This window comes from Bradyrhizobium sp. USDA 4341, assembly GCF_054063755.1.
Window position 1 is genome coordinate 9,621,693 of sequence record NZ_JBSSGO010000002.1, and the last position, 20,759, is coordinate 9,642,451.

The window sequence follows — 20,759 nt, forward strand, 5'->3', positions numbered from 1 at the left end:
GGGACGGAAGCGTCGATAGCCGCGCGGATCAAAATCAACCGACCGAGCGTTCCAACCTCACCATGGCTGTCAGCGTCTCACCCACCGAAGCCCAGGAAACCCAAGGCGCGGGCCAAGGAACAGGTCAAGGCAAAGGCCAAGGCGCCTCCGGCTTCTGGGCCCTGACACTGGGCAGCATCGGAGTCGTGTTCGGCGATATCGGAACCTCGCCGCTCTACGCATTCCGCGAGGCGGTCGGCGGCGCCGCGCACGGCCAGCCGGTGACCCGGATCATGGTGCTCGGCGTGCTCAGCCTGATCCTGTGGGCGCTATTCACCGTCGTCACCGCCAAATACGTGCTGCTGCTGCTGCGCGCCGACAACAATGGCGAGGGCGGCACGCTGTCGCTGATGGCGCTCGGCCAGCGCGCGATCGGACGGCGCAGCTGGCCGTTGCTAGCGCTCGGCGTGGTCGGCGCCTCGATGTTCATCGGCGATTCCATGATCACGCCGGCGATCTCGGTGCTGTCGGCGGTCGAAGGCCTCAAGCTCGCCACGCCGCATCTCGAGCACTATGTGGTGCCGCTGACGATCCTGATCCTCGTGCTGCTGTTCTCGGTGCAGCGCACCGGCACCGCGCGCGTCGCCTCCGCCTTCGGGCCGGTGATGGTGGTGTGGTTCGCCTCGCTCGCGGTGATGGGCGTGGTCCACATCATGGACGATCCGTCGGTGCTGGCGGCGATCAATCCCTATTACGCAATCCAGTTCCTGCTGACCCACGGCACCGTCGGCCTGGTGACCTTGGGCGCGGTGTTCCTCGCGGTGACCGGCGGCGAGGCGCTGTATGCCGACCTCGGGCATTTCGGCCGCAAGCCGATCCAGTCCGGCTGGCTGTTCTTCGTGCTGCCCTCGTTGCTCCTGAACTATTTCGGGCAGGGCGCGCTGGTGCTGTCCGATCCGGCCGCGATCGAGAACTCGTTCTACCGCATGGTGCCGGAGGTGCTGTTGCTGCCGCTGATCGGGCTCGCCACTGCTGCGACCGTGATCGCGAGCCAGGCCGTGATCACCGGCGCCTATTCGCTGATCAGCCAGGCGGTGCAGCTCGGCCTTCTGCCACGCTTCGAGGTCCGCTACACCTCGGAGACCCATGCCGGCCAGATCTATCTGCCGCGCGTCAACCGGCTGCTGCTGATCGGCGTGCTGCTGCTGGTGCTGCTGTTCCGCACCTCGAGCGGGCTCGCCTCGGCCTACGGCATCGCCGTCTCCACCACCATGGTCGCCGATGGCATCATGGGCTTCATCGTGATCTGGAAGCTGTGGAACTGGCGCGTGGCGTCGGCCGCGGCGCTGATCCTGCCGTTCGTGATCGTCGACATGACCTTCTTCAGCGCCAATCTCTTGAAGCTGTTCGAGGGCGCGTGGGTGCCGCTGCTGTTCGGCGTCGTGATGGCGACGATGATCTGGACCTGGCGTCGCGGCGCCGCGATCCTGATCGCCAAGACCCGCCGCATCGAGGTGCCGCTGCGCGACCTGATCCACAGCCTGGAGAAGCGGCCGCCGCATATCGTCAAGGGCACCGCAGTGTTCCTGACCAGCGATCCCAGCTTCGTGCCGACCGCGCTCTTACACAATCTCAAGCACAACAAGGTGCTGCACGAGCACAATGTGATCCTGACCATCGAGACCGCACCGACACCGCGCGTCGACGTGTCGGAGCGCGTGACCATGGAGAAGGTCAGCGACAAGTTCACCGCGGTGCGGCTGCGCTTCGGCTACATGGAATCGCCGAACGTGCCGAAGGCGCTCGCGGTCGCGCGCAAGCTCGGCTGGCAGTTCGACATCATGTCGACCTCGTTCTTCGTGTCGCGCCGGTCGCTGAAGCCGTCCGCCCAGTCCGGGATGCCGCAGTGGCAGGACCACCTGTTCATCGCGATGAGCCGGTCAGCCAACGACGCCACCGACTATTTCCAGATCCCGACCGGCCGGGTGGTTGAAGTGGGTACCCAGGTAACTATTTGATGCAGCAATGGATTCTACAGTTGAAAAGCCGTGATCTATGCGTGATATGCATGGCGGAGGCCTGAATCCGGGCTAACCTATGCATTCCTGCCGGGAGTATAGGCCTGCGACCCGGCATTGTGCAGTGCGGCAGAAGACAGAGGCGCAGCTTCCCATGTCATCCGAGAGTGCGATCACCGCGGCGGAAACGCCCGCGGCAAACGGCCATGGCGAGGCGCATTCAACCGCCACCTTCAAGGCGCTGATGCTCGGCAGCATCGGCGTTGTCTATGGCGACATCGGTACCAGCCCGCTGTACGCGCTGCGCGAAGCCGTCGTCGCAGCCGCCGGCGGCGAGGGCGCCGTGACGGCGCATGCGGTGCTCGGCGTGCTCAGCCTGATCCTGTGGGCGCTGATCGTCGTCGTGACGCTCAAATATGTCGTGATCCTGCTGCGTGCCGACAACAATGGCGAGGGCGGCACGCTGGCGCTGATGGCGCTGGCGCAGCGCGCAGTCACCAAGGGCGGAGCCGCGATCGTGCTGCTCGGCATCATCAGCGGCGCGCTGTTCTACGGCGATGCCGTCATCACCCCGGCGCTCTCGGTGCTGTCCGCGATCGAAGGCATCAAGCTCGTCACCGCCACCTTCGACCCCTACGTCGTCCCGCTCACGGTGGTGATCCTGGTCGTCCTGTTCTCGGTGCAGTCGCGCGGCACCGCGCGCGTCGCCGCGTTCTTCGGCCCGGTAATGTGCGTGTGGTTCGCCGTGATCGCGATCGCGGCGCTGCCGCAGATCGTGCGGCACCCCGAGGTGCTGTACGCGTTCAACCCGATCCTTGCGGTGTCGTTCATGCTGCATCACGGCGTGATCGGCTTCATCACGCTCGGTGCGGTCTTCCTTGCGGTGACCGGCGCGGAGGCGCTCTATGCCGACCTCGGTCACTTCGGCAAACGCCCGATCCAGACCGCATGGCTGTTCATCGTGCTGCCGTCGCTGGCGCTGAACTATCTCGGGCAGGGCGCGCTTCTGATCGACAATCCCAAGGGCATCGAGAACCCGTTCTTCCTGATGTTCCCGGACTGGGCGCTGATCCCGATGGTCGCGCTTGCCACCATGGCGACCGTGATCGCGAGCCAGGCCGTCATCACCGGCGCCTACTCGCTGACCCGGCAGGCGATCCAGCTTGGCCTGATGCCGCGGTTCGAAATCCGCCACACGTCGGAGGCGCATTCCGGCCAGATCTACATGCCGCGCATCAACCGGTTCCTGTTTATCGCGGTCATCGTGCTGGTGCTGATGTTCCGCTCGTCGAGCGCGCTGGCGTCGGCCTACGGCATCTCCGTGACCGGCACCATGGTGGTGACGGCGATGATGGGTTTTGTGGTGATCTGGAAGGTCTGGCGCTGGTCGCCGCTCGCCGCCGCCGCGCTGGTCGCGCCGTTCCTGTTCCTGGACATCACGTTCCTGGCCGCCAACCTGCTCAAGGTGTTCGAGGGCGGCTGGGTGCCGCTCGCGCTTGGCGGAGCCATGATCGTGGTGATGTACACCTGGCGGCGCGGCAGCCGGCTGTTGTTCGAAAAGTCGCGCAAGCTGGAATTTCCGCTCGCCGATCTCGTCGCGATGCTGGAGAAGCGGCCGCCGCAGCGCGTCTCCGGGACGGCCGTGTTCCTGACCAGCGATCCCGTCAGCGCGCCGACCGCGCTGATGCATAGCCTCAAGCACTACAAGGTGCTGCACGAGAAGAACGTCATCCTGACCATCGAGACCGCGCCGACGCCGCGCATCGATCCGTCCGAGCGGGTGCGGATGGAGCAGCTGACCGAGACCTTCTCCAAGGTGACGCTGAAGTTCGGTTTCATGGAGCAGCCGAACGTGCCGAAGACGCTGGCGATCGCCCGCAAGCTTGGCTGGCAGTTCGACATCATGTCGACCTCGTTCTTCCTGTCCCGCCGTGCGTTGAAGCCGGCGGCGCATTCGGGCATGCCGAGCTGGCAGGACCATCTGTTCATCGCGCTGAGCCGCTCCTCGAACGATGCCACCGACTATTTCCAGATTCCGACCGGGCGGGTGGTCGAGGTCGGCACGCAAGTCACGATCTAGGGTCCACGACCCAGCGTTTCCGCGCGGCATCTAACCCGTTTCGGGCGCTTGATTTTCTCCGCGCGAGAGGCGACTTTGCGGCCCGGACCGGCGAGCCGCATGACGCTCGCCAATCGGATAGTCGGGAGGATATTTCCGTGGCAGACCACAAGGTGGAAGATTTGTTTCCGGACGAGGTGTCGAAGGGCATAGCGGAAGGCCGCTATCTGCTCGTCGATGTCCGCGAGCCCAATGAGGTCGCCGTCGAGGCCTATCCCGATGGCGTCGTGGTGCCGTTGTCGACGTTCGATCCATCAGCGATTCCCGATCCGCAGGGCAAGCAGGTGGTGTTCGCTTGCCGCTCCGGCAAGCGCTCGGTGACGGCCTCGCTGGCTGCCCAGGCGGCGGGCCTGCCCTACGACAAGCATCTGGCCGGCGGCATCATCGGCTGGAAGGCGGCGGGACTGCCCACCAAGACGGGCGGCTGATCCCTGACATGACCTCCATGAACAAGGTCTTCGCGGACCTTCCCGTCACGATCTTCGAGGCGATGTCGCAGGCTGCTCGCGACAACAACGCCATCAATCTCGGCCAAGGCTTTCCCGACGATCCCGGACCGGAGGACATCCGCCGCGCCGCCGCGGACGCGTCCATCAACGGCTACAACCAGTATCCGTCGATGATGGGCATTCCGGAACTCCGTCAGGCGATCGCATCGCATTACGGCCACTGGCACGGGCTCAAGCTCGATCCGATGACCGAGGTGATGGTCACCTCCGGCGGCACCGAGGCGCTGACCTCCTCGATCCTGTCCGTGGTCGAGCCCGGCGACGAGGTGGTGTGCTTCCAGCCGGTTTATGATTCCTATCTGCCGATCATCCGCCAGGCCGGCGGCATTCCGCGGCTGTTGCGGCTCGAGCCGCCGGAGTGGCGGCTGAACGAGGAGATGCTGCGCAGCGTCTTCAACCACAAGACCAAGGCGGTGCTGTTCAACAATCCGCTCAACCCGGCGGCGGTGGTCTATCCGCGCGAGGACCTCGAACTGCTGGCGCGGTACTGCCAGGAGTTCGACGTGGTCGCGATCTGCGACGAGGTCTGGGAGCACGTCGTGTTCGACGGCCGCGAGCACATCCCGCTGATCACGATCCCGGGCATGCGCGACCGCACCATCAAGGTCGGCAGCGCGGGCAAGATCTTTTCGCTGACCGGATGGAAGATCGGCTTCGTCTGCGCCGCGCCGCCGCTGCTGCGCGTCGCTGCGAAGGTGCACCAGTTCCTGACCTTCACGACGGCGCCGAATCTGCAGGCGGCGGTCGCGTACGGCCTCAACAAGCCGGACAATTATTTCTTGGACATGCGCAAGGACATGGCGCGCAGCCGCGACCGCCTCACCAAGGGGCTCGAGAGCATCGGCTTTCCGGTGCTGAAGTCGCAGGGAACTTACTTCCTCACCGTCGATCTGTCGCCGCTTGGACTGAATGAGACCGATGCGGAGTTCTGCTGGCGAATTGTGCAGGATTACAAGGTTGCGGCTATTCCAGTGTCGGCGTTTTACGAGCAGGATGCGGTGACGTCGGTGGTGCGTTTCTGTTTCGCCAAGAAGGACTCGACGCTCGACACCGCGCTGGAGCGGCTGTCCGACGCAGTGCATCGTCGCAAGAGGTAGACCAGAATGCAGAAGCAGAGCCGTCGTCTCGTCAACTTTGTCGGTACGGTCGCCACGGTTCTGTTGTTCGCTGCTTCCGCCAGCGCGGAGGAGCGCACGGTCAACTTCTACAACTGGTCGAACTACATGGCGCCGGGAGTCCTCGAGGACTTCACCAAGGAAACCGGCATCAGGGTGGTCTACGACACGTTCGACGCCAACGAGACGCTGGAGACGCGGCTGCTCGCCGGCAAGTCGGGCTACGACGTCGTGGTGCCGACCGGCTATTTCCTGCAGCGCCAGATCACCGCGAAGGTGTTCCTCAAGCTCGACAAGTCGAAGCTGCCGAACCTTGCCAACGCGTGGCCCGTGGTGACGGAGCAACTCGCCACCTACGATCCCGGCAACAATTACGGCGCCAACTACATGTGGGGCACCACCGGCATCGGCTACAACGTCAAGATGGCGGAGAAGATTCTCGGGCCCGACGCCAGGATCGACAGCTGGGACATGGTGTTCAAGCCGGAGAACCTCGCCAAGTTCAAGGATTGCGGCATCCACATGCTGGATTCCGCCGACGACATCCTGCCGGCGGCGCTGAGCTATCTCGGGCTGGATCCGAACTCGACCAAGCAGCCTGACCTCGAGAAGGCCGCCGATCTCGTCATCAAGATCCGGCCCTATGTGCGCAAATTCCACTCGTCCGAATATCTCAGCGCGCTGGCCTCGGGTGAGATCTGCTTCGTGGTCGGATGGTCGGGCGACATCATGCAGGCGCGCAGCCGGGCGGCGGAAGCCAAGTCCGGCGTCGAGATCGGCTACACGATCCCGAAGGAGGGCGCGCAGATGTTCTTCGACAATCTCGCGATTCCGGCGGACGCAAAGAACGTCGCTGAAGCCTATGAGCTGATCAACTACCTCTACCGTCCCGACGTCGCGGCGAAGAATTCGAACTTCCTGTCCTACGCCAACGGCAATCTGGCGAGTCAGAAGCTGATCGATCCGAAGATCTTCAACGACAAGAACATCTATCCCGACGAGGCGATGCAGAAGAAGCTGTTCGTGATCACGGCGCGCGATCCGGCGACGCAGCGGATCATCAATCGCTTGTGGACGCGGGTGAAGACGGGGAAGTGACATTCTCGTCGCAGTAGCGTGCCGTCATTGCGAGGAGCGTCAGCGACGAAGCAATCCATGGTTCCGCAAGTGGCGAGGTGGATTGCTTCGCTTCGCTCGCAATGACGAATGACAGTCTCCGCCTACCGCCAGCGCCGGTGCAGCCAGAGCCACTGATCCGGATATTCGCGGACCCAGCCCTCGACGATGTCGGTGATCGCCTGCATCGTGCCCTGGATATCGATCTGGCCGGATGCGTCGAACACCGGCTTCACTTCCTCGGTGACCTCGCCGCGGAAGCGGCCGTCGGGCAGGCGGATGATCCGGGTACCGTGGATCGGGCAGTCGATCTGGCGGCGCAGGCGCGCCAGCAGCGGGTTAGCGGTGGTCTTGCGGCCGAAGAAGGTGACCGGAACGCCGTTGGTCAAATACTGGTCGACCAGCATCGCGACGTGCTGACCGTTCTTCAGCGCCTGCGCCAGCTTGAGCGGCGCGTCGCGGCCGGCCGGCACCAGCGTGCCCAGATTGACTGCGCGGATGCGTTCGATAGCGCGGTCGGCGGCTTCGATGTTCGGCCGCCGGAACAGAATCGTAGCATCGAGCCCATGTGCCGCCGCGGCAATCGGAGAGAGCTCCCAGTTGCCGAGATGTGCGGCAAAGAACAAGGCCGGCTTGCCGTCGTCACGCAACTGGTCGAACAGCTGCTTGCTGCGCGCCGAGAATTCGACGCGGCCCGGCTTGTCGGGATTCCGGGGATCGTGGTCCCAGATGCGGTCGATGTGCGCGAATTCGGCGCCGATGCGTCCGAGGTTGTGCCAGACGCCCGTCAGGATCTCTTCGATCTCCTGCGGTGACTTTTCCGGGAAGGCGGCTGTGAGGTTCTCGCGGCCGATGCGATCCTCGCGCAGCCGGCGGCCAATGAAATGCGCGGCGCGGCCGAAGAACCGTGCGGTCTTCTCCGGATCGAAATAGCGCGTGGTGCGCAGCAGGCCGATCGTCAGCCCGCCGATCGCCGCATCGGTCACGGGCTTTGCGGCATCACGCAGATGCGCGCGGGCGCGAAGGAGCAGGCGTTTCATCTGATGAGGCGAGGGCGCTAGGCCGGCTCGCGCGTCAGGATCAGCGAAGCGTTCTGCCCGCCGAACCCGAACGAGTTCGACATCACGGCGGTCACCTTGGCGTCGCGTGCCTTGTTGCCGACCACATCGAACGGGATCGCGGGATCGGGCACCTCGTAATTGATCGTCGGCGGAATCCGCTGATGCTCGAGCGTGAGCAGCGAGAAGATCGCCTCGACTGCACCGGCTGCCGAGATGGTGTGGCCGACCATCGATTTGTTCGACGACACCGGAATGTTTTTGGTGTGTTCGCCGAACACCGCCGCGGTCGCAAGATATTCCATCTTGTCGTTTTCCGGCGTCGAGGTGCCGTGCGCGTTGATGTGGTCGATTTGCTCGGGCTCCATGCCCGCGTCAGCAAGTGTCTTGCGCACGCAGCCGATCGCCGGCTTGCCGTCGGGGGCGGAGCGGGTGCGATGGAAGGAGTCGGTGAGCTCGCCGCAGCCGGCGACGACGCCCAGAATGCGCGCGCCGCGCGCCATCGCGGCGTCGTAGCTCTCCAGCACCAGTGCGCCGGCGCCTTCGGCCATCACGAAGCCGTCGCGGTTCTTCGAGAACGGCTTCGAGGCGCCCTGGGGCGGATCGTTCTGGGTGGAGAGCGCCGAGAGCAGCGAGAAGCGCACCAGGGCTTCCGGATTGACCGAGCCGTCGGTCGCGACGCACAGCGTTGCATCGGTTTCGCCGCGGCGGATCGCCTCGACGCCGAGCTGGATCGCGGTCGCACCGGACGCGCAAGCCGTCGAGAGCGAAATCGGCGACCCCTTGGTGCCGAAGGTCTCGGCGAGGTTGAGCGCGACCGAACCGAAAGTGAAGCGCCGGTGGAAGTGCGTAAACTTGCCGCCGCTGCAGGTCGCCAGATAGTCGATGATGCCAAAGTCCTTGGTCGGAACCTCGCGCGCCACTTCGAGCCGCTGCGGCCACTCGGTCTCGATCGGCGCGACCGCGAGAAACAGCGGGCCGGGGAAGTCGCCCTTGCTGCCGATGCCGGACTGCTCCAGCGCTTCTTCGGTCGCGATCTCCGCCAGGCGCTGCGACAGGCTGGTCGAGGAGAACGGGTCGACGGTGACGAAATCGACGGCGCCGGCCATCGTCGTCTTCAGACTGTCGAGCGGGAAGCGCGTCACGGTCTTGATGCCGGACTCGCCCGCGCTGAGGCGCTTCCAATTGTCGGTCTTGCCGCCGCCGAGCGACGTCACGATTCCCATGCCGGTCACGACGACGATCGGTCGGCCGAATTTATCGCGTGGTGCTGTCATGGTGTCCCCGTCGGTGCTTGTGCCGAATTACTTGACGGCCTCGACCAGTGCCATGCCTTCGCCCTGCCAGTGGCCGACCCCCAACACGACAATCTGGGTTGGCGCTTCGGTCTTTTCAACCTCCAGCCCGGTCGGGTCGTTGGCCGGATAGAGCGCGCCGCGGGAAATCGACAACGCGGCCAGCGCGAGCCCGAGCGGGAACTGCGCCTCCATGGTGTGCCCAAAGGTCGTTCCGGTGGCGCGCACGGCAAGGCCGGGATGCTGCCCGAGGAATTCGCGCTCCTCGGCGGTCGCGGGCTCGGCGCCGGTTGCGCCCGTGATCAGCATCGCGTTGTCGTTGCTGACCCCGAGCTGCGGCCACATCGCCTGCAGCGACTTCGTCACTGCGCCGGGCTGCTTGCGCTTGGCAAGATCGGCGACCACCTTGGTCAGCTTGGCGTACGGCTTGGCGCCGCGCGCCTCAGCGTGCTCGCGCGATTCCATCACCAGAAATACGCCGGCAGAGCCGATGGCGAAGCCCGGGTTGTTTCGGCGGGCCCAGACCGAGGCGTATTGATCCTTGAGGGCGAAGTCGCCGAACGAATAGAGCATCAAGAGGTCGCCGCGATCGCCATTGTGAGCCGCGCCGACCAGCGCGATGTCGCTCTGTCCGGCCCCGATGCGTGCGACGGCGATCCGCGCAGCGTCGATGCTCGAGGCTTCCTCGCCCATGAAGGTGCGCGACGTCCCGCACACGCCGTGAACGATCGCGATGTTGCCGGCAAGCAGGTTGGAGAGCTGCGCCAGGAACAGCGTCGGGCGCAGCTCGTTCATCAGCTTTTCGTTGAGGGCGGCAGGCGGCAGCTTGCCCTGCGCATCGGCGTTCATGATCGCCAGGTCGACATTGAGGTCACGCTCGCCGCCACCGGCTGCGATGATCATGTCCATCCGCGACAGGATTTCCTGATTGCCTTTGACGCCAGCGGAATCAAGCGCCAGCCCGGCGGCGTAGGTGCCGATCCGCTGCCACGTCTCCATCTGACGCTGATCGCCCTTCTTCGGGATCTGGGCGTCGAAGCTGACGGGGGCGATCGGATGGATCACGTACGGCGCGAGACGCTTCTCGTCGGCATTGACGCGCTTGGCGCCGAGCGCCTCCCAATGCGCATCCAGCCCCTCGCCGAGCGAGGAGAGCAGGCCGACGCCGGTGATCCAGACTTCCTTCTCAGCCATGACTCATTGCCTGCAGCGGAAACCCGATCTTGTTGGCGAGCGCATCCATGTGCACACGCAAGTCCGGGCTGGGGAAGGGGATATGACGGAAGGTCAGCTCGGCGTTGCACTTCAGCTCCTTGCCGACGCGGACCTTCGCCGAGGTCACGGTGAAGCCTGAACCTTCGTGTTCGATCCTGGCTTCGATCGTCAGTACCGAGCCGGGGCTGACGAAGCCACGCATCTTGGCTTCCTTGACCATGGCGAGGAAGGGCATGCGCTCGAACTTGGTCAGACCGAGGATCAGCCAGCCCGAGCTCTGGGCCATTGCTTCGGTGAGCAACACGCCGGGCATGATCGGGTAGCCCGGGAAGTGCCCCGTGAACACAGAGTGGCTGTCCGGCGGGACATCCGCCTCGACGACAATCGTCTTTGCGTCGAGGTTGAGGTCGACAATCCGATCGATCAGCTGAAAAGTTTCAAGCTGCATGATGGGCGATTACGAGGCTGAGCCTGTGCCCGCGTTTTTGGCCGCAACCAGCTCGTCGATGCGGTCGGCGAGATTCTGCAACACGAAGTACTGCTCCGTCGTGGCCTTGCCGTCGTTGACCTCCTGGGTCCACTTCTCAAGCGGCATCTTGATCCCGAAGGCCTTGTCGATGGCAAAGGCGATGTCGAGGAAGTCGAGGCTGTCGATCCCCAGATCGTCGATCGCGTGGCTCTCCGGCTTGATCGTATCGCGCGGGATGTCGCAGGTCTCCGCGATAATGTTGGCGATCTGCTCGAATGTGGAGGACATCATTAAGCCTTTGATATATTGAAGGTAATTCCGGGTCGGCTCGGAGGAGGCGGGCGCGGTGCCCCGGATTGCCTGATTGCTGCTGCCGGAGTCGTGTGCCCGTATATCGGAGCAGGGCCGTTAGTTCAATGGAGCTTGGCCGGCCTGGCGAGGACGGTTTTTGGGTACGGTTCCGGCCTGCCTAGCTGCGTGGCATCACCGTAATCTTCGCGCAATCCCGGCGTCCCATCAGCACGCAATCCTGGGTCTTGCGCAAATCGGCGATGCTCATGGCGAGCCAGATACCGATCGCGGTGAGCGCCACGGTGAAGGCGAAGGCGGCGATGTTGGCAAGCATGCGCTGGCGGAAATCGTCCGGCTCCTCGCGCGGCTTCTCATAGCGGGAGAGGTCGTTGGCGACGGAAACAGGAGCGACGGAAGTCGGGCGGGTCGATCGGACCGCCTCCTCGCGCTTGCCGGGCGGCTGCGCCGAGGTGCGCGGCCGGAATTTCAGCACCACGTGCTCGTCATCCGAGGAAATTGGCCGCTGCGTCTTCACTGTTGTCAGTCCGGTCGCGTCGCCGCTTATGTTTAGCATGTTCGCTGCGCTTCACACCTAAAATCTTGATGCGCGCAGAGGTGGTATTTATCCTTCGATGGTCTCGTGGAACCGACTGTAGTCGATGCGCAGACGGCCGTCTTCGGTCGCCTGCAGGATCTCGGCATAGCGATGGCCGAAGCGGACGTCGGAATGTTCGTACGATTTTCGCGCATGCACAGTTTGCGCCGCAACGTCGTCATAGCCTGACACGAAGAGGCCGAGCCCGGCATTGACGGCTTCCAGCTCCGCGGCGTCGAGACCGTAGAGCGGGCTGTCCTGGTCGATCACATGAAACAGGGTCCAGCTCAGCGCCAGCGCCGGGCTCTCGCTGCGCAGCAGCGGCAGTTCGTAGAACCGGCGGTATGGCATGCCTTCCTTGCTGACGCCGTTCTTGAACAGCCACAGCCGCGCGGTGGCATTGGCGATGATGTTGTGCCGCTCGTTGGCCAGGCGGATCATCAACGTGAGCTGGCCCTCATGGTCCGAGATCACGGGATTGTCGGCGAACAGCAGGCGCGCGCTCGGCCGCGAGAAGCGGGCGAAGATCAGCCCGGTCATCAGCGACATCGAGAAGATGCCGGTGAAGAGTTCGATGGTGGCGATGAAGTGCCCGTAATGCGTCTGCGGGTGCATGTCGCCATAGCCCGCGGTCGAAAGTGTCTCGATGCTGAAATAGAGGTAGTCGATGTATTGGCCGTCAGGCACGTTGGCGATCGGATGATCGCCAAGCCAATACATCAAGGCGAAGACGGCGTTGAAGGTGATGAACACCAATGCTGCACCGCCAATAAAGGCGGGCCACGATGCCGTCATGCAGCGATGGCTTATGTCTGCCCAGAAACTGAGCTCCAACCCTTCGGTCACGACCTCGCGGTTGCCGAAACGGATCGTGCGCGCCTTCACGCGTTCGCTTGCTCTCAGTGCCATTCCGACGAACCGGCTCTTCCGCCTGCCTGTGACATCATGTCATAATGGAACCCATTCCGGAGTGCCGGTCAAACGAGAGTACAAAGCATGGCCCATACGCGCGAGCCCTACGTCAAACCGGTCCCGATCATGTCGCTGCGACCGACCCAGATGACGGTCGGCATGCACGAGGTGAAGGAGAAGCGGAAGCGCTGGCGCGAGCATGCTTCAAACAAGAAGCGCGCGGAGCTGTTGGGCAAGCACATGATCCCGGTGGTCCATGGACCGGACGATCGCTACTACGTGGTCGACCATCATCACATGGCGCGGGCGCTGCACGAGGAGGGCGTCAAGGACATCCTGGTCACTGTGATCGGCGATCTCACGATGGTCGAACGTGACGTGTTCTGGGGCGTGATGGACAACAAGCGCTGGGTCTATCCCTATAACGCAAAGGGCGAGCGCTGCCATTTCAGGGACATTCCGAGATCGATCAAGGATCTCAAGGACGATCCGTTCCGCAGTCTCGCCGGCGAGATGCGCCGGGCCGGCGGTTTCGCCAAGGACACGACGCCGTTCAGCGAATTCCTGTGGGCCGACTTCCTGCGCCGCCACATCCCGCGCAAGACCGTGGAGAACAATTTCGCCAAGGCGCTGGAGAAGGGGTTGGCGCTGGGCCGCGGCAAGGACGCGGTCTATCTGCCCGGCTGGTGCGGGCCGGCATCTGACGACTGACCGGGCGTGGCCTCCGGTCTGTGCGGGTCCTCCCTGCCCCCGAGCGCGTGGTGCAGCCACCGCTCGGTCCGCTTGCCGAAGGTCAGCAGCAGGAATGCCAGCACGAGCGCGGTGATGACGATCGGCCAGTGTCCTGCGCCGCAGACAATCCCGACGCAGGCGGCGAAGAACGCGCATGCGGCGCTGGTCAGCCCGCGGACCTGAAAGCGGTCGCCCTGGCGAACGATCACGCCGGCGCCGAGAAAACCGATGCCGGTCAGCACGCCCTGGATCACGCGGCTCACGGCATCGGTAAACTGACCGGGCCCAACCGCCTGCAAGGCCAGCAGCACGACCGTGGCCGTCGAGAGGCTGACGAGACCCAGCGTCTTCAGCCCGATCGGCTTGCCGCGCAGGTCGCGGTCGAGCCCGATCGCGCTGCCGGCAAGAGTGGCCGCGCCGAGACGCAGGACGATCTCGCTCCAGTCGACCAAGGCGTCCTCTATTTCGGCTGCCGGCCGAGCATGTAGAACTCGGCGTTCGGCCGCATGCCGGTGACGTTCGCAAGCCGGTTCGAGAGCGCGAAGAAGGCCGCGACCGCGGCAATATCCCAGACGTCGTCGTCGCTGAAGCCGTGGGTCGCGAGCGCCGTAAAGTCCGCCTCCGAGACTTCCTCGGCGGCGCGGCTGACTTTCATGGCGAAATCGAGCATCGCGCGCTGCCGCGGCGTGATGTCGGCCTTGCGGTAGTTGATCGCGATCTGGTCGGCGATCTCAGGGTTCTTGGCGCGGATGCGCAGGATCGCGCCATGGGCGATCACGCAATACTGGCACTGGTTGGCGGCGCTGGTCGCCACCACGATCATCTCGCGTTCGGCCTTGGAGAGGCCGGAGTCCTTTTCCATCAGCGCGTCGTGATAGGCAAAGAATGCGCGAAACTCGTCGGGACGGTAGGCCAGAGTGAGGAATACGTTCGGCACGAAGCCGGACTTCTCCTGCACCGCCAGGATGCGGGTGCGGATATCCTCGGGGAGCTTGTCGAGAGCGGGCGTCGGGAAGCGTTTTGCGGTCGGCTGCGTCATGAGATGGTTCCGGCGTGCCGCGGGGACGCGGCGTCACGCGAAACCATAGTGGATGACGGCTTGGGCGCAAGGCGCATCGGCGCCCTGCCATAGTGACGTCAGCGCAGTGGCTTCTTCAGGAGCGAGAAGCGGTCCGGATCGAGGCCCAATGACGGCTGCAGCATCGGCGCCTCGGCGGGCGCCACGGTGCGCGGCGGTGCGGGAGGGTTGAAGTTGGCGTCGCTCTGCGTGTCGCGATGCGAGGTGGCGCCGCGCCAGCGCTCCAGCACGGCGCTGACGAAATGCATGTCATGGCCGGCGGTGACCGACGGCACCGTTGCGATGGTGGCTTCGCCGCGCGGCAACTGGTGCGGCGGCACCTCCTTGAAGCGCAGCCGGGTCGGCAGCGCCACGCCTTCGCCGAACGCCAGCACTTCGCGGGTGCCGAGCGAAGGCACGAACGACAGCAAATTGGCGGCGGCATCCGACACTGCGGAGCGCAGCAGCGCCTGGTCGCGGTCGTTGGCAAGCCGCATCGTGAACAGCGTGTTGCACTGGGAGATGATGGTCGCGTCGAGCTCGGCCGGACGCTGGGTGATCAGGCCGAGATAGACGCCGTATTTGCGGCCTTCCTTGGCGATGCGCGACACCGCCTTGCGGGTCGGCCCGAAGCCGATGTTACGGTCCGCGGAGGCGTAGCGGTGCGCTTCCTCGCAGACGAACAGCATCGGCGAGACGCCGTCGCTCCACAGCCCGAAATCGAACGCCATGCGGCACAGCACCGACACCACGGAATCGACGACTTCAGCCGGGAAGCCCGCGAGCTGCATGATCGTCATCGGCTTGCCGTTGGCGGGCAGGCGGAACAGATGGCTGATCACCTCGGCCATGGTATCGCCGCCGACATTGGCATTGTCGAACATGAAGGCGTAGCGCGGATCGTTGCGCACCGCGTCGATGCGCGAGATCAGCTTGTGATAGATGATGCGCGAGGAGCGGTTCTCGAGCTTGCCCATGCGCTCGTCGATCAGCGAGATCAGGTCGACGAGGCGATAGGGCACCGGCGTATCGACGGTGTAGCCGACCTGCTTGGGGTCGACCCGCTTGAGCCCGAGACCGACCCGGTCGGAGTTCTGGTACTGGGTGTAGATGCCCTTCGCCATCGGGATCACTTCGGCGAGGATGTCGAGTTCGTCGGGCACGCCGGGCCGGCCGCCGAACAGCACGTCGACGATCTCTTCGAAGTTGAACAGCCAGAACGGCAGCTTCAGGTTTCGCGGGTTGAGCACCTGCGCGCGCTCGCCGAAGCAGCGGCCGTATTCGTTGTGCACGTCGAGCAGGAAGATGCGCAGGTTCGGCCGCGACTTCAGGATCTCGTTGAGCAGCAGCGACACGCCGGTGGATTTGCCGACGCCGGTCGAGCCGAGCACCGCGAAGTGCTTGGAGAGCATTTCCTCGACGTCGACATAAGCGATAACCGAACGGTCCTGCTGCAGCGTGCCGACATTGATCTGGTCCGAGCCGCTCGGCGCATAGACCGTGCGCAGCTCCTGGTTGGTGATCAGATCGGTGCTGTCGCCGATGGTCGGATAGTGGGTGACACCGCGCTGGAATTTCGGGCGGTCGCCGCCGAGGATTTCGCCGAGCAGGTCGACCGAGGCGGTCGCCATGTATTCGTCGGACGCCGCCAGGTTCTCGCACGACACTTCGGTGATCATGGCGACGATGACCGAGCTCGCGCAGCGGATACTGACGAACCGGCCGACGGTCGCGCGCATTTCTGAAAGCTGTATCTGGCCGCCCGTCAGCAGCCCAACCCGGGCCTGCGAGCCGCGCACAGAGATCACACGTCCGAAGGATGTCACAGTTCCAGCCTGGCTCGTTCGCAAAATCTAAATGTCCGGACCAATATGCGCGGCCGGGTTTGGAAAAACCGTTAAATCGCCGAGGTTGCGCATCGGCTAAATCTACACCTTCCCGGTGACGATTTGTTTCTATCGTGCAGCGAGATTGCGCTCGGTCGCGCCCATCGGCGGCGAAATCGTCGCTTTCCGGCACAGCCGGGTTTGTTTCGCGGCTTTTCCGTTAAGGCGGGATTCACCATCTTCGAGGAGTGCATCGTCAGCTCCGTAGGTTTACGGAGGTTTCGGCGCGATGGGTTATGCCCTGTCTCCAGGTATTGTGTAACCGATTGCTAACTGCGAGTTGTAACGACCTTTCCATCAGTGCTGCGTAACGATGCCGCGCCCGGGAGAGATCAGCGTGCGCATCGAACACCGCAATTCATCGTCAGGAAATGCCGACGCCGGCTCGACCAAGGGGCTGGCGTTCTGTGCCGGCCTGCTCGTGGGCAGCCTGTTCGGAAGTGTGACCGCGCAATGGAGCGAGCGCGAAGGCCTGTTGATGGCGGCCTTCGCGATCATGGCCGTGATCGTGTTCCTGTTGCTGAAGCGGCATGAAATGTCCGACGCGCGGCTCGCCACCGAACGCCGCAATCTCATGACCGCCGTGGACAACATTCCGCAGGGGCTCGTGCTCTACGATGCGTCGGCGCGCATCATCATCTGCAACCGTCCCTACATCGAGATGTTCGGGCTCTCGCCCGATGTGGCGAAGCCCGGCTGCACCATGCAGCGGCTGATCGCGCACCGGCAGGAGACCGGCTCGTTCGATGGCGACGTCGACGAATTCTGCGATGCCATCATCCGCAATGTGAAGCTCGGCCGCGGGACGCGTCAGCTGACCGAGGCGCCGGGCGGGCGCGCGATCGAGATCGTCAACAATCCGCTCCCGGAGGGCGGATGGGTGGCGACCATCGAGGACATCACCGAGCGGACGCGCACCGAGAACAAGATCGCGCATATGGCGCACTATGACGCGCTCACCGATCTGCCCAACCGCCTGCTGTTCCGTCAGCGCCTCGAGCAGGCATTGAATGCGATCCGGCCCGACGAGCAGATCGCGGTCATGTATATCGACATCGATGAGTTCAAGAGCGTCAACGACGCGCTCGGCCATCAGATCGGCGACGAACTGCTGAGGGCCATCGCCGAACGCCTGCGCTCCTGCGTCGGGGGAACCGATGTCGCGGCGCGGCTCGGCGGCGACGAGTTTGCCGTGATCCAGACTGCGGTCCGCGATCAGACCGAGACCATGCAGCTGCTGGCCGCGATCTATCAGACAATCCGCCAGCCGATCGATTGCAGTGGGCAGCTGATCACGACCGACGCCAGCATCGGCATCGCCGTCGCGCCCGCCGATGGCCTCGACCTCGATCAATTGCTGCGCAACGCCGACCTCGCGCTCTATGGCGCGAAGAGCGATGGGCGCCGCACCTACCGGTTCTTCGAAGCCGGCATGGACGCGCGTGCCAAGGCGCGGCGCAGCCTCGAACTGGAATTGCGCCAGGCCATCGCCGACGGCAGCTTCGAGCTGCACTATCAACCGCTGCTCCATCTCGAGGACGGCCGGGTCAGCTGTTGCGAGGCGCTGGTGCGCTGGCGGCATCCTGAACGCGGCACCATCTCGCCGGCAGATTTCATTCCGGTCGCCGAGGATACCGGCCTGATCAACGATCTCGGGCACTGGGTGCTCAACACCGCGTGCCGGGAAGCCGTGAACTGGCCGGATCACATCAACGTCGCGGTCAACGTGTCTCCGATCCAGTTCAAGAGCCAGACGCTGGCGCTGAACGTCGCGGCCGCGCTCGCGGCGTCGGGGCTCGCGCCCTCGCGGCTCGAGCTCGAGATTACCGAAGCCGTGCTGATCCGTGACGACGAGGCCGCGCTCGATATCCTGCATCAGCTGCGCGAGCTCGGCGTCCGGATCGCGCTCGACGATTTCGGCACCGGCTATTCGTCGCTGAGCTATCTGCAGCGCTTCCCCTTCGACAAGATCAAGATCGATCGCGCTTTCATCAAGGATCTCGCGGGAACCGGCGCGTCGTCCACCATCGTCCAGGCCGTCGTGAACATTGCTGCCGCAAGCGACATGACCACGACCGCCGAAGGCGTCGAGACCGACCAGCAGCGCAACCTGCTCCGCACCCTCGGCTGCACCGAGATGCAGGGCTTTCTGTTCAGCCGGCCGGTGCCGGATGTCGAAATCCGCAAGCTGCTGTCGTCGCATCGCGAGAGGGTCGTCTCGGTCGCCTGACCGCCGGCCCCGGCCGCTTTCAATATGTGATTTCAGCCACGGAATGCCGCGCGAGCGCCGGCCATCTTGTTGATACGCAACCAGAGGGCTCCGCCATGTACATTCTCGTGAATGCGCTTCTCGTTCTGGCGATCGCATTCTTCTTCTTCCTGCCGATGACCGATCGCCGTACCGCGCGGATGAAGCTCTGCATGGTGTGCGCGCTCGCGGTCGCGTTGACGGTGTCGGCGACCCTATCCCGGCCGCACGGTCCGGCACCGGTGATGGTGTCCAAGGGCTAGGCACGGATGCTGGCCTCAACGGCTGCCGCAATTTCTGGGATCAACGTTTTGTTGACGGGACCTAATCCTTTGTACACTAGTACAAATCGACGCACCGAAGCTCGCGCGCCAGAGCGGCAAGCCGTCGATCGGGCGTCGTCGTCGTGGAAGGAGCCCGCCCCATGCAGCCGGAACCGATCTTCGATCTCGCTCATCTCGGGCACATGGAGCTGCTGACGCCGAAGCCCGACGAGAGCCTGAAGTTCTTCGTCGATGTCATGGGCATGACGGTCAGCGGCCGGAAGGGCGAGTCGGTCTATCTGCGCGGCTGGGACGATTACGAACGCTACTCGCTGAAGCTGACCGCGTCGAAGACCTCCGGCATGGAGCACATGGCGCTGCGGGCGCGCAGCCCGCAGGCGCTCGAGCGCCGCGTCGCCGCGCTGAAGGGCTCGGGCTTCGACATCGGTTGGATCGATGGCGACATGGGGCAGGGACCGGCATTCCGCTGCCGCGATCCCGACGGCCACGTCATCGAGCTCTATTACGAGACCGAATGGTACGAAGCGCCGACCGAGCTGAAGCCCGCGTTGAAGAACCAGGCGCAGCGCTTTCCGGCGCGCGGCGTCAACGTCCGCCGGCTCGACCATCTCAACTGCCTCGCGGTCGACATCAAGGCCAACCGCCTGTTCTTCGAGACCTACCTGGGGTGCCGGACCACCGAGCAGATCGTGCTCAACGACGGCACGGAAGCGGCGATGTGGATGACGATGTCGAACAAGAGCTACGACTTCGCCTATACCCGCGATCATTACGGCAAGATGGGCCGCTTCCATCACGTCACCTACGCGCTCGACAGCCGCGAGGAGATCTTGCGGGCCGCGGATATTTTTCTCGAGAACGGCGTGCATATCGAAACCGGACCGCACAAGCATGCGATCCAGCAGACGTTCTTTCTTTACGTCTACGAGCCCGGCGGCAATCGCGTCGAGGTCGCCAATGCAGGAGCCCGCCTGATCCTCGCGCCGGACTGGAAGCCGATCGTGTGGACCGAGGAGGAGCGCAAGAAGGGCCAGGCCTGGGGATTGAAGACGATCGAGTCGTTTCACACCCACGGCACGCCGCCGGTGATCGACTAGATGCTCGACCGCCGCAAGCAAACTGACCCCGCGCGTCGATCCGTCGCCTCGAACACGCGCGGTCGGACGACAACATGGATGCGTAGCCGGTATAATCCGCTTTGAGAGGGCGGACGCTGCGTCGCGCGCGGCGCGTGAACGGTGAGAACAGGCACAATGGCTGGCAGGACGCCCAAGACGTCGGCGAAAAGCGCAAGGAAGGGAGCTGCGAAGCGCGGGGCTGCAAAGCCGCGCCTGCTCGCAGGCGGCAATCCGCAGATCGCAAAGGGGTATGGTGACGCTCCGGTGCAAGCCTTTATCGCGGCGATGCCGGGGTGGAAGCGCGACGTCGGACGCAAGCTTGACGCGCTCATCGTGCGTACCATCCCCGGCGTGCACAAGGCCGTGAAATGGAACTCGCCGCTCTACGGCATCGAAGGCGATGGCTGGTTCCTCGGCATCCATGTCTTCACGCGCTATGTCAAAGTGGCGTTCTTTCGCGGCGCATCGCTGCATCCGGTGCCGCCGGGCGAGTCCAAGCAGCAGCACACGCGTTATCTCGATATTCATGAGAGCGACGAGCTCGACGAAGCCCAGTTCGCCGCCTGGGTGAAGCAAGCCGGTCAATTGCCCGGCGAACGGATGTGAGTGGCCATGCAGGTCAGGACCGGCGGGCAATGGCCACAACGCGCCGTCGATGCAGCCCTGCGCGCGCGAGCGTTGCCCCGCCTCGGGCGTTTGGTGTTAGGCTGCGCTGGAGCACGATGAATCGTCATCGTGCTTCA

Annotated in this window: 19 protein-coding genes and 1 pseudogene; 10 read left to right on the plus strand and 10 right to left on the minus strand. The window is 64.3% G+C overall.

All coding sequences use genetic code 11. The features are described from left to right. The first annotated feature begins 62 nt into the window (after positions 1–62). The 5 genes from ACVIGB_RS50475 (at position 63) to ACVIGB_RS50495 (ending at position 6,838) form a co-directional block, all read left to right on the plus strand. Positions 63–1,997: a potassium transporter Kup gene (locus ACVIGB_RS50475; RefSeq protein ID WP_456723609.1), complete on the plus strand. Its 1,935-nt coding sequence runs from the start codon at positions 63–65 to the stop codon at positions 1,995–1,997. A 154-nt stretch (positions 1,998–2,151) separates the two neighbouring features. Beyond that, the gene (locus ACVIGB_RS50480) at positions 2,152–4,077 is read left to right on the plus strand and encodes a potassium transporter Kup (RefSeq protein ID WP_456723608.1); all 1,926 of its coding nucleotides are present in this window, start codon (positions 2,152–2,154) and stop codon (positions 4,075–4,077) included. Positions 4,078–4,214: 137 nt separating this feature from the next. Beyond that, positions 4,215–4,544, plus strand: a complete 330-nt coding sequence (locus tag ACVIGB_RS50485; RefSeq protein WP_176531973.1) for a rhodanese-like domain-containing protein — start codon at positions 4,215–4,217, stop codon at positions 4,542–4,544. An 8-nt stretch (positions 4,545–4,552) separates the two neighbouring features. After that, complete coding sequence (locus ACVIGB_RS50490) at positions 4,553–5,722, plus strand: aminotransferase (protein WP_456723607.1); 1,170 nt, start codon at positions 4,553–4,555, stop codon at positions 5,720–5,722. A gap of 6 nt (positions 5,723–5,728) precedes the next feature. Continuing rightward, on the plus strand, positions 5,729–6,838 hold the full coding sequence (locus ACVIGB_RS50495; RefSeq protein ID WP_456723606.1) for a polyamine ABC transporter substrate-binding protein: 1,110 nt from the start codon (positions 5,729–5,731) through the stop codon (positions 6,836–6,838). Between the two features lie 122 nt (positions 6,839–6,960). On the opposite strand, the gene ACVIGB_RS50500 is transcribed toward ACVIGB_RS50495, so the two are convergent. The 7 genes from ACVIGB_RS50500 to ACVIGB_RS50530 form a co-directional block, all read right to left on the minus strand. Next, positions 6,961–7,896, minus strand: coding sequence for a lipid A biosynthesis lauroyl acyltransferase (locus ACVIGB_RS50500; RefSeq protein ID WP_456723605.1), 936 nt, complete (start codon positions 7,894–7,896; stop codon positions 6,961–6,963). A gap of 17 nt (positions 7,897–7,913) precedes the next feature. After that, positions 7,914–9,191, minus strand: coding sequence for a beta-ketoacyl-ACP synthase (locus tag ACVIGB_RS50505; protein ID WP_092112903.1), 1,278 nt, complete (start codon positions 9,189–9,191; stop codon positions 7,914–7,916). A gap of 27 nt (positions 9,192–9,218) precedes the next feature. Continuing rightward, entirely contained in the window at positions 9,219–10,403 is a 1,185-nt protein-coding gene (locus ACVIGB_RS50510; protein WP_212315123.1) for a beta-ketoacyl-ACP synthase, read from the minus strand. Further along, a complete protein-coding gene (locus tag ACVIGB_RS50515; RefSeq protein ID WP_092112914.1) occupies positions 10,396–10,872 on the minus strand; it encodes a 3-hydroxyacyl-ACP dehydratase FabZ family protein in 477 nt (158 codons plus the stop codon). Before ACVIGB_RS50515 ends, ACVIGB_RS50510 begins: the two co-directional genes overlap by 8 nt. Before the next feature lie 9 nt (positions 10,873–10,881). Then, the gene (locus ACVIGB_RS50520) at positions 10,882–11,181 is read right to left on the minus strand and encodes an acyl carrier protein (RefSeq protein ID WP_021081038.1); all 300 of its coding nucleotides are present in this window, start codon (positions 11,179–11,181) and stop codon (positions 10,882–10,884) included. A 181-nt stretch (positions 11,182–11,362) separates the two neighbouring features. Continuing rightward, entirely contained in the window at positions 11,363–11,719 is a 357-nt protein-coding gene (locus ACVIGB_RS50525) for a hypothetical protein (RefSeq protein ID WP_456725243.1), read from the minus strand. Positions 11,720–11,806: 87 nt separating this feature from the next. Further along, positions 11,807–12,688, minus strand: coding sequence for an ion channel (locus ACVIGB_RS50530; protein ID WP_092112917.1), 882 nt, complete (start codon positions 12,686–12,688; stop codon positions 11,807–11,809). 87 nt (positions 12,689–12,775) lie between these two features. Here ACVIGB_RS50530 and ACVIGB_RS50535 point away from each other — a divergent pair, with 87 nt between their 5' ends. Continuing rightward, entirely contained in the window at positions 12,776–13,402 is a 627-nt protein-coding gene (locus ACVIGB_RS50535; protein WP_456723604.1) for a ParB-like protein, read from the plus strand. Here the strand turns inward: ACVIGB_RS50535 and ACVIGB_RS50540 are convergent. The 3 genes from ACVIGB_RS50540 to ACVIGB_RS50550 all read right to left on the minus strand — a co-directional run bounded on the left by ACVIGB_RS50540 (position 13,363) and on the right by ACVIGB_RS50550 (position 16,306). Next, a complete protein-coding gene (locus tag ACVIGB_RS50540) occupies positions 13,363–13,875 on the minus strand; it encodes an MgtC/SapB family protein (RefSeq protein ID WP_456723603.1) in 513 nt (170 codons plus the stop codon). The two genes, ACVIGB_RS50535 and ACVIGB_RS50540, sit on opposite strands and share 40 nt — an antisense overlap. Before the next feature lie 8 nt (positions 13,876–13,883). Next, positions 13,884–14,462, minus strand: a complete 579-nt coding sequence (locus tag ACVIGB_RS50545; protein WP_092112926.1) for a peroxidase-related enzyme — start codon at positions 14,460–14,462, stop codon at positions 13,884–13,886. A gap of 98 nt (positions 14,463–14,560) precedes the next feature. Beyond that, positions 14,561–16,306, minus strand: a complete 1,746-nt coding sequence (locus tag ACVIGB_RS50550) for an ATP-binding protein (RefSeq protein WP_092112929.1) — start codon at positions 16,304–16,306, stop codon at positions 14,561–14,563. 514 nt (positions 16,307–16,820) lie between these two features. On the opposite strand from ACVIGB_RS50550, the pseudogene ACVIGB_RS50555 reads away from it, so the two are divergent. The 4 genes and pseudogenes from ACVIGB_RS50555 to ACVIGB_RS50570 form a co-directional block, all read left to right on the plus strand. Continuing rightward, positions 16,821–18,596 (plus strand): annotated as a pseudogene (locus tag ACVIGB_RS50555) (putative bifunctional diguanylate cyclase/phosphodiesterase); the annotation flags it as partial. 95 nt (positions 18,597–18,691) lie between these two features. Next, complete coding sequence (locus tag ACVIGB_RS50560; protein ID WP_212315109.1) at positions 18,692–18,877, plus strand: hypothetical protein; 186 nt, start codon at positions 18,692–18,694, stop codon at positions 18,875–18,877. Positions 18,878–19,038: 161 nt separating this feature from the next. Further along, on the plus strand, positions 19,039–19,995 hold the full coding sequence (locus ACVIGB_RS50565; protein ID WP_456723602.1) for a catechol 2,3-dioxygenase: 957 nt from the start codon (positions 19,039–19,041) through the stop codon (positions 19,993–19,995). Between the two features lie 156 nt (positions 19,996–20,151). Beyond that, positions 20,152–20,622 carry a DUF1801 domain-containing protein gene (locus ACVIGB_RS50570; RefSeq protein WP_456723601.1) on the plus strand — a complete coding sequence of 157 codons (471 nt, stop codon included), beginning with the start codon at positions 20,152–20,154 and terminating at the stop codon, positions 20,620–20,622. Positions 20,623–20,759: the final 137 nt, after the last annotated feature.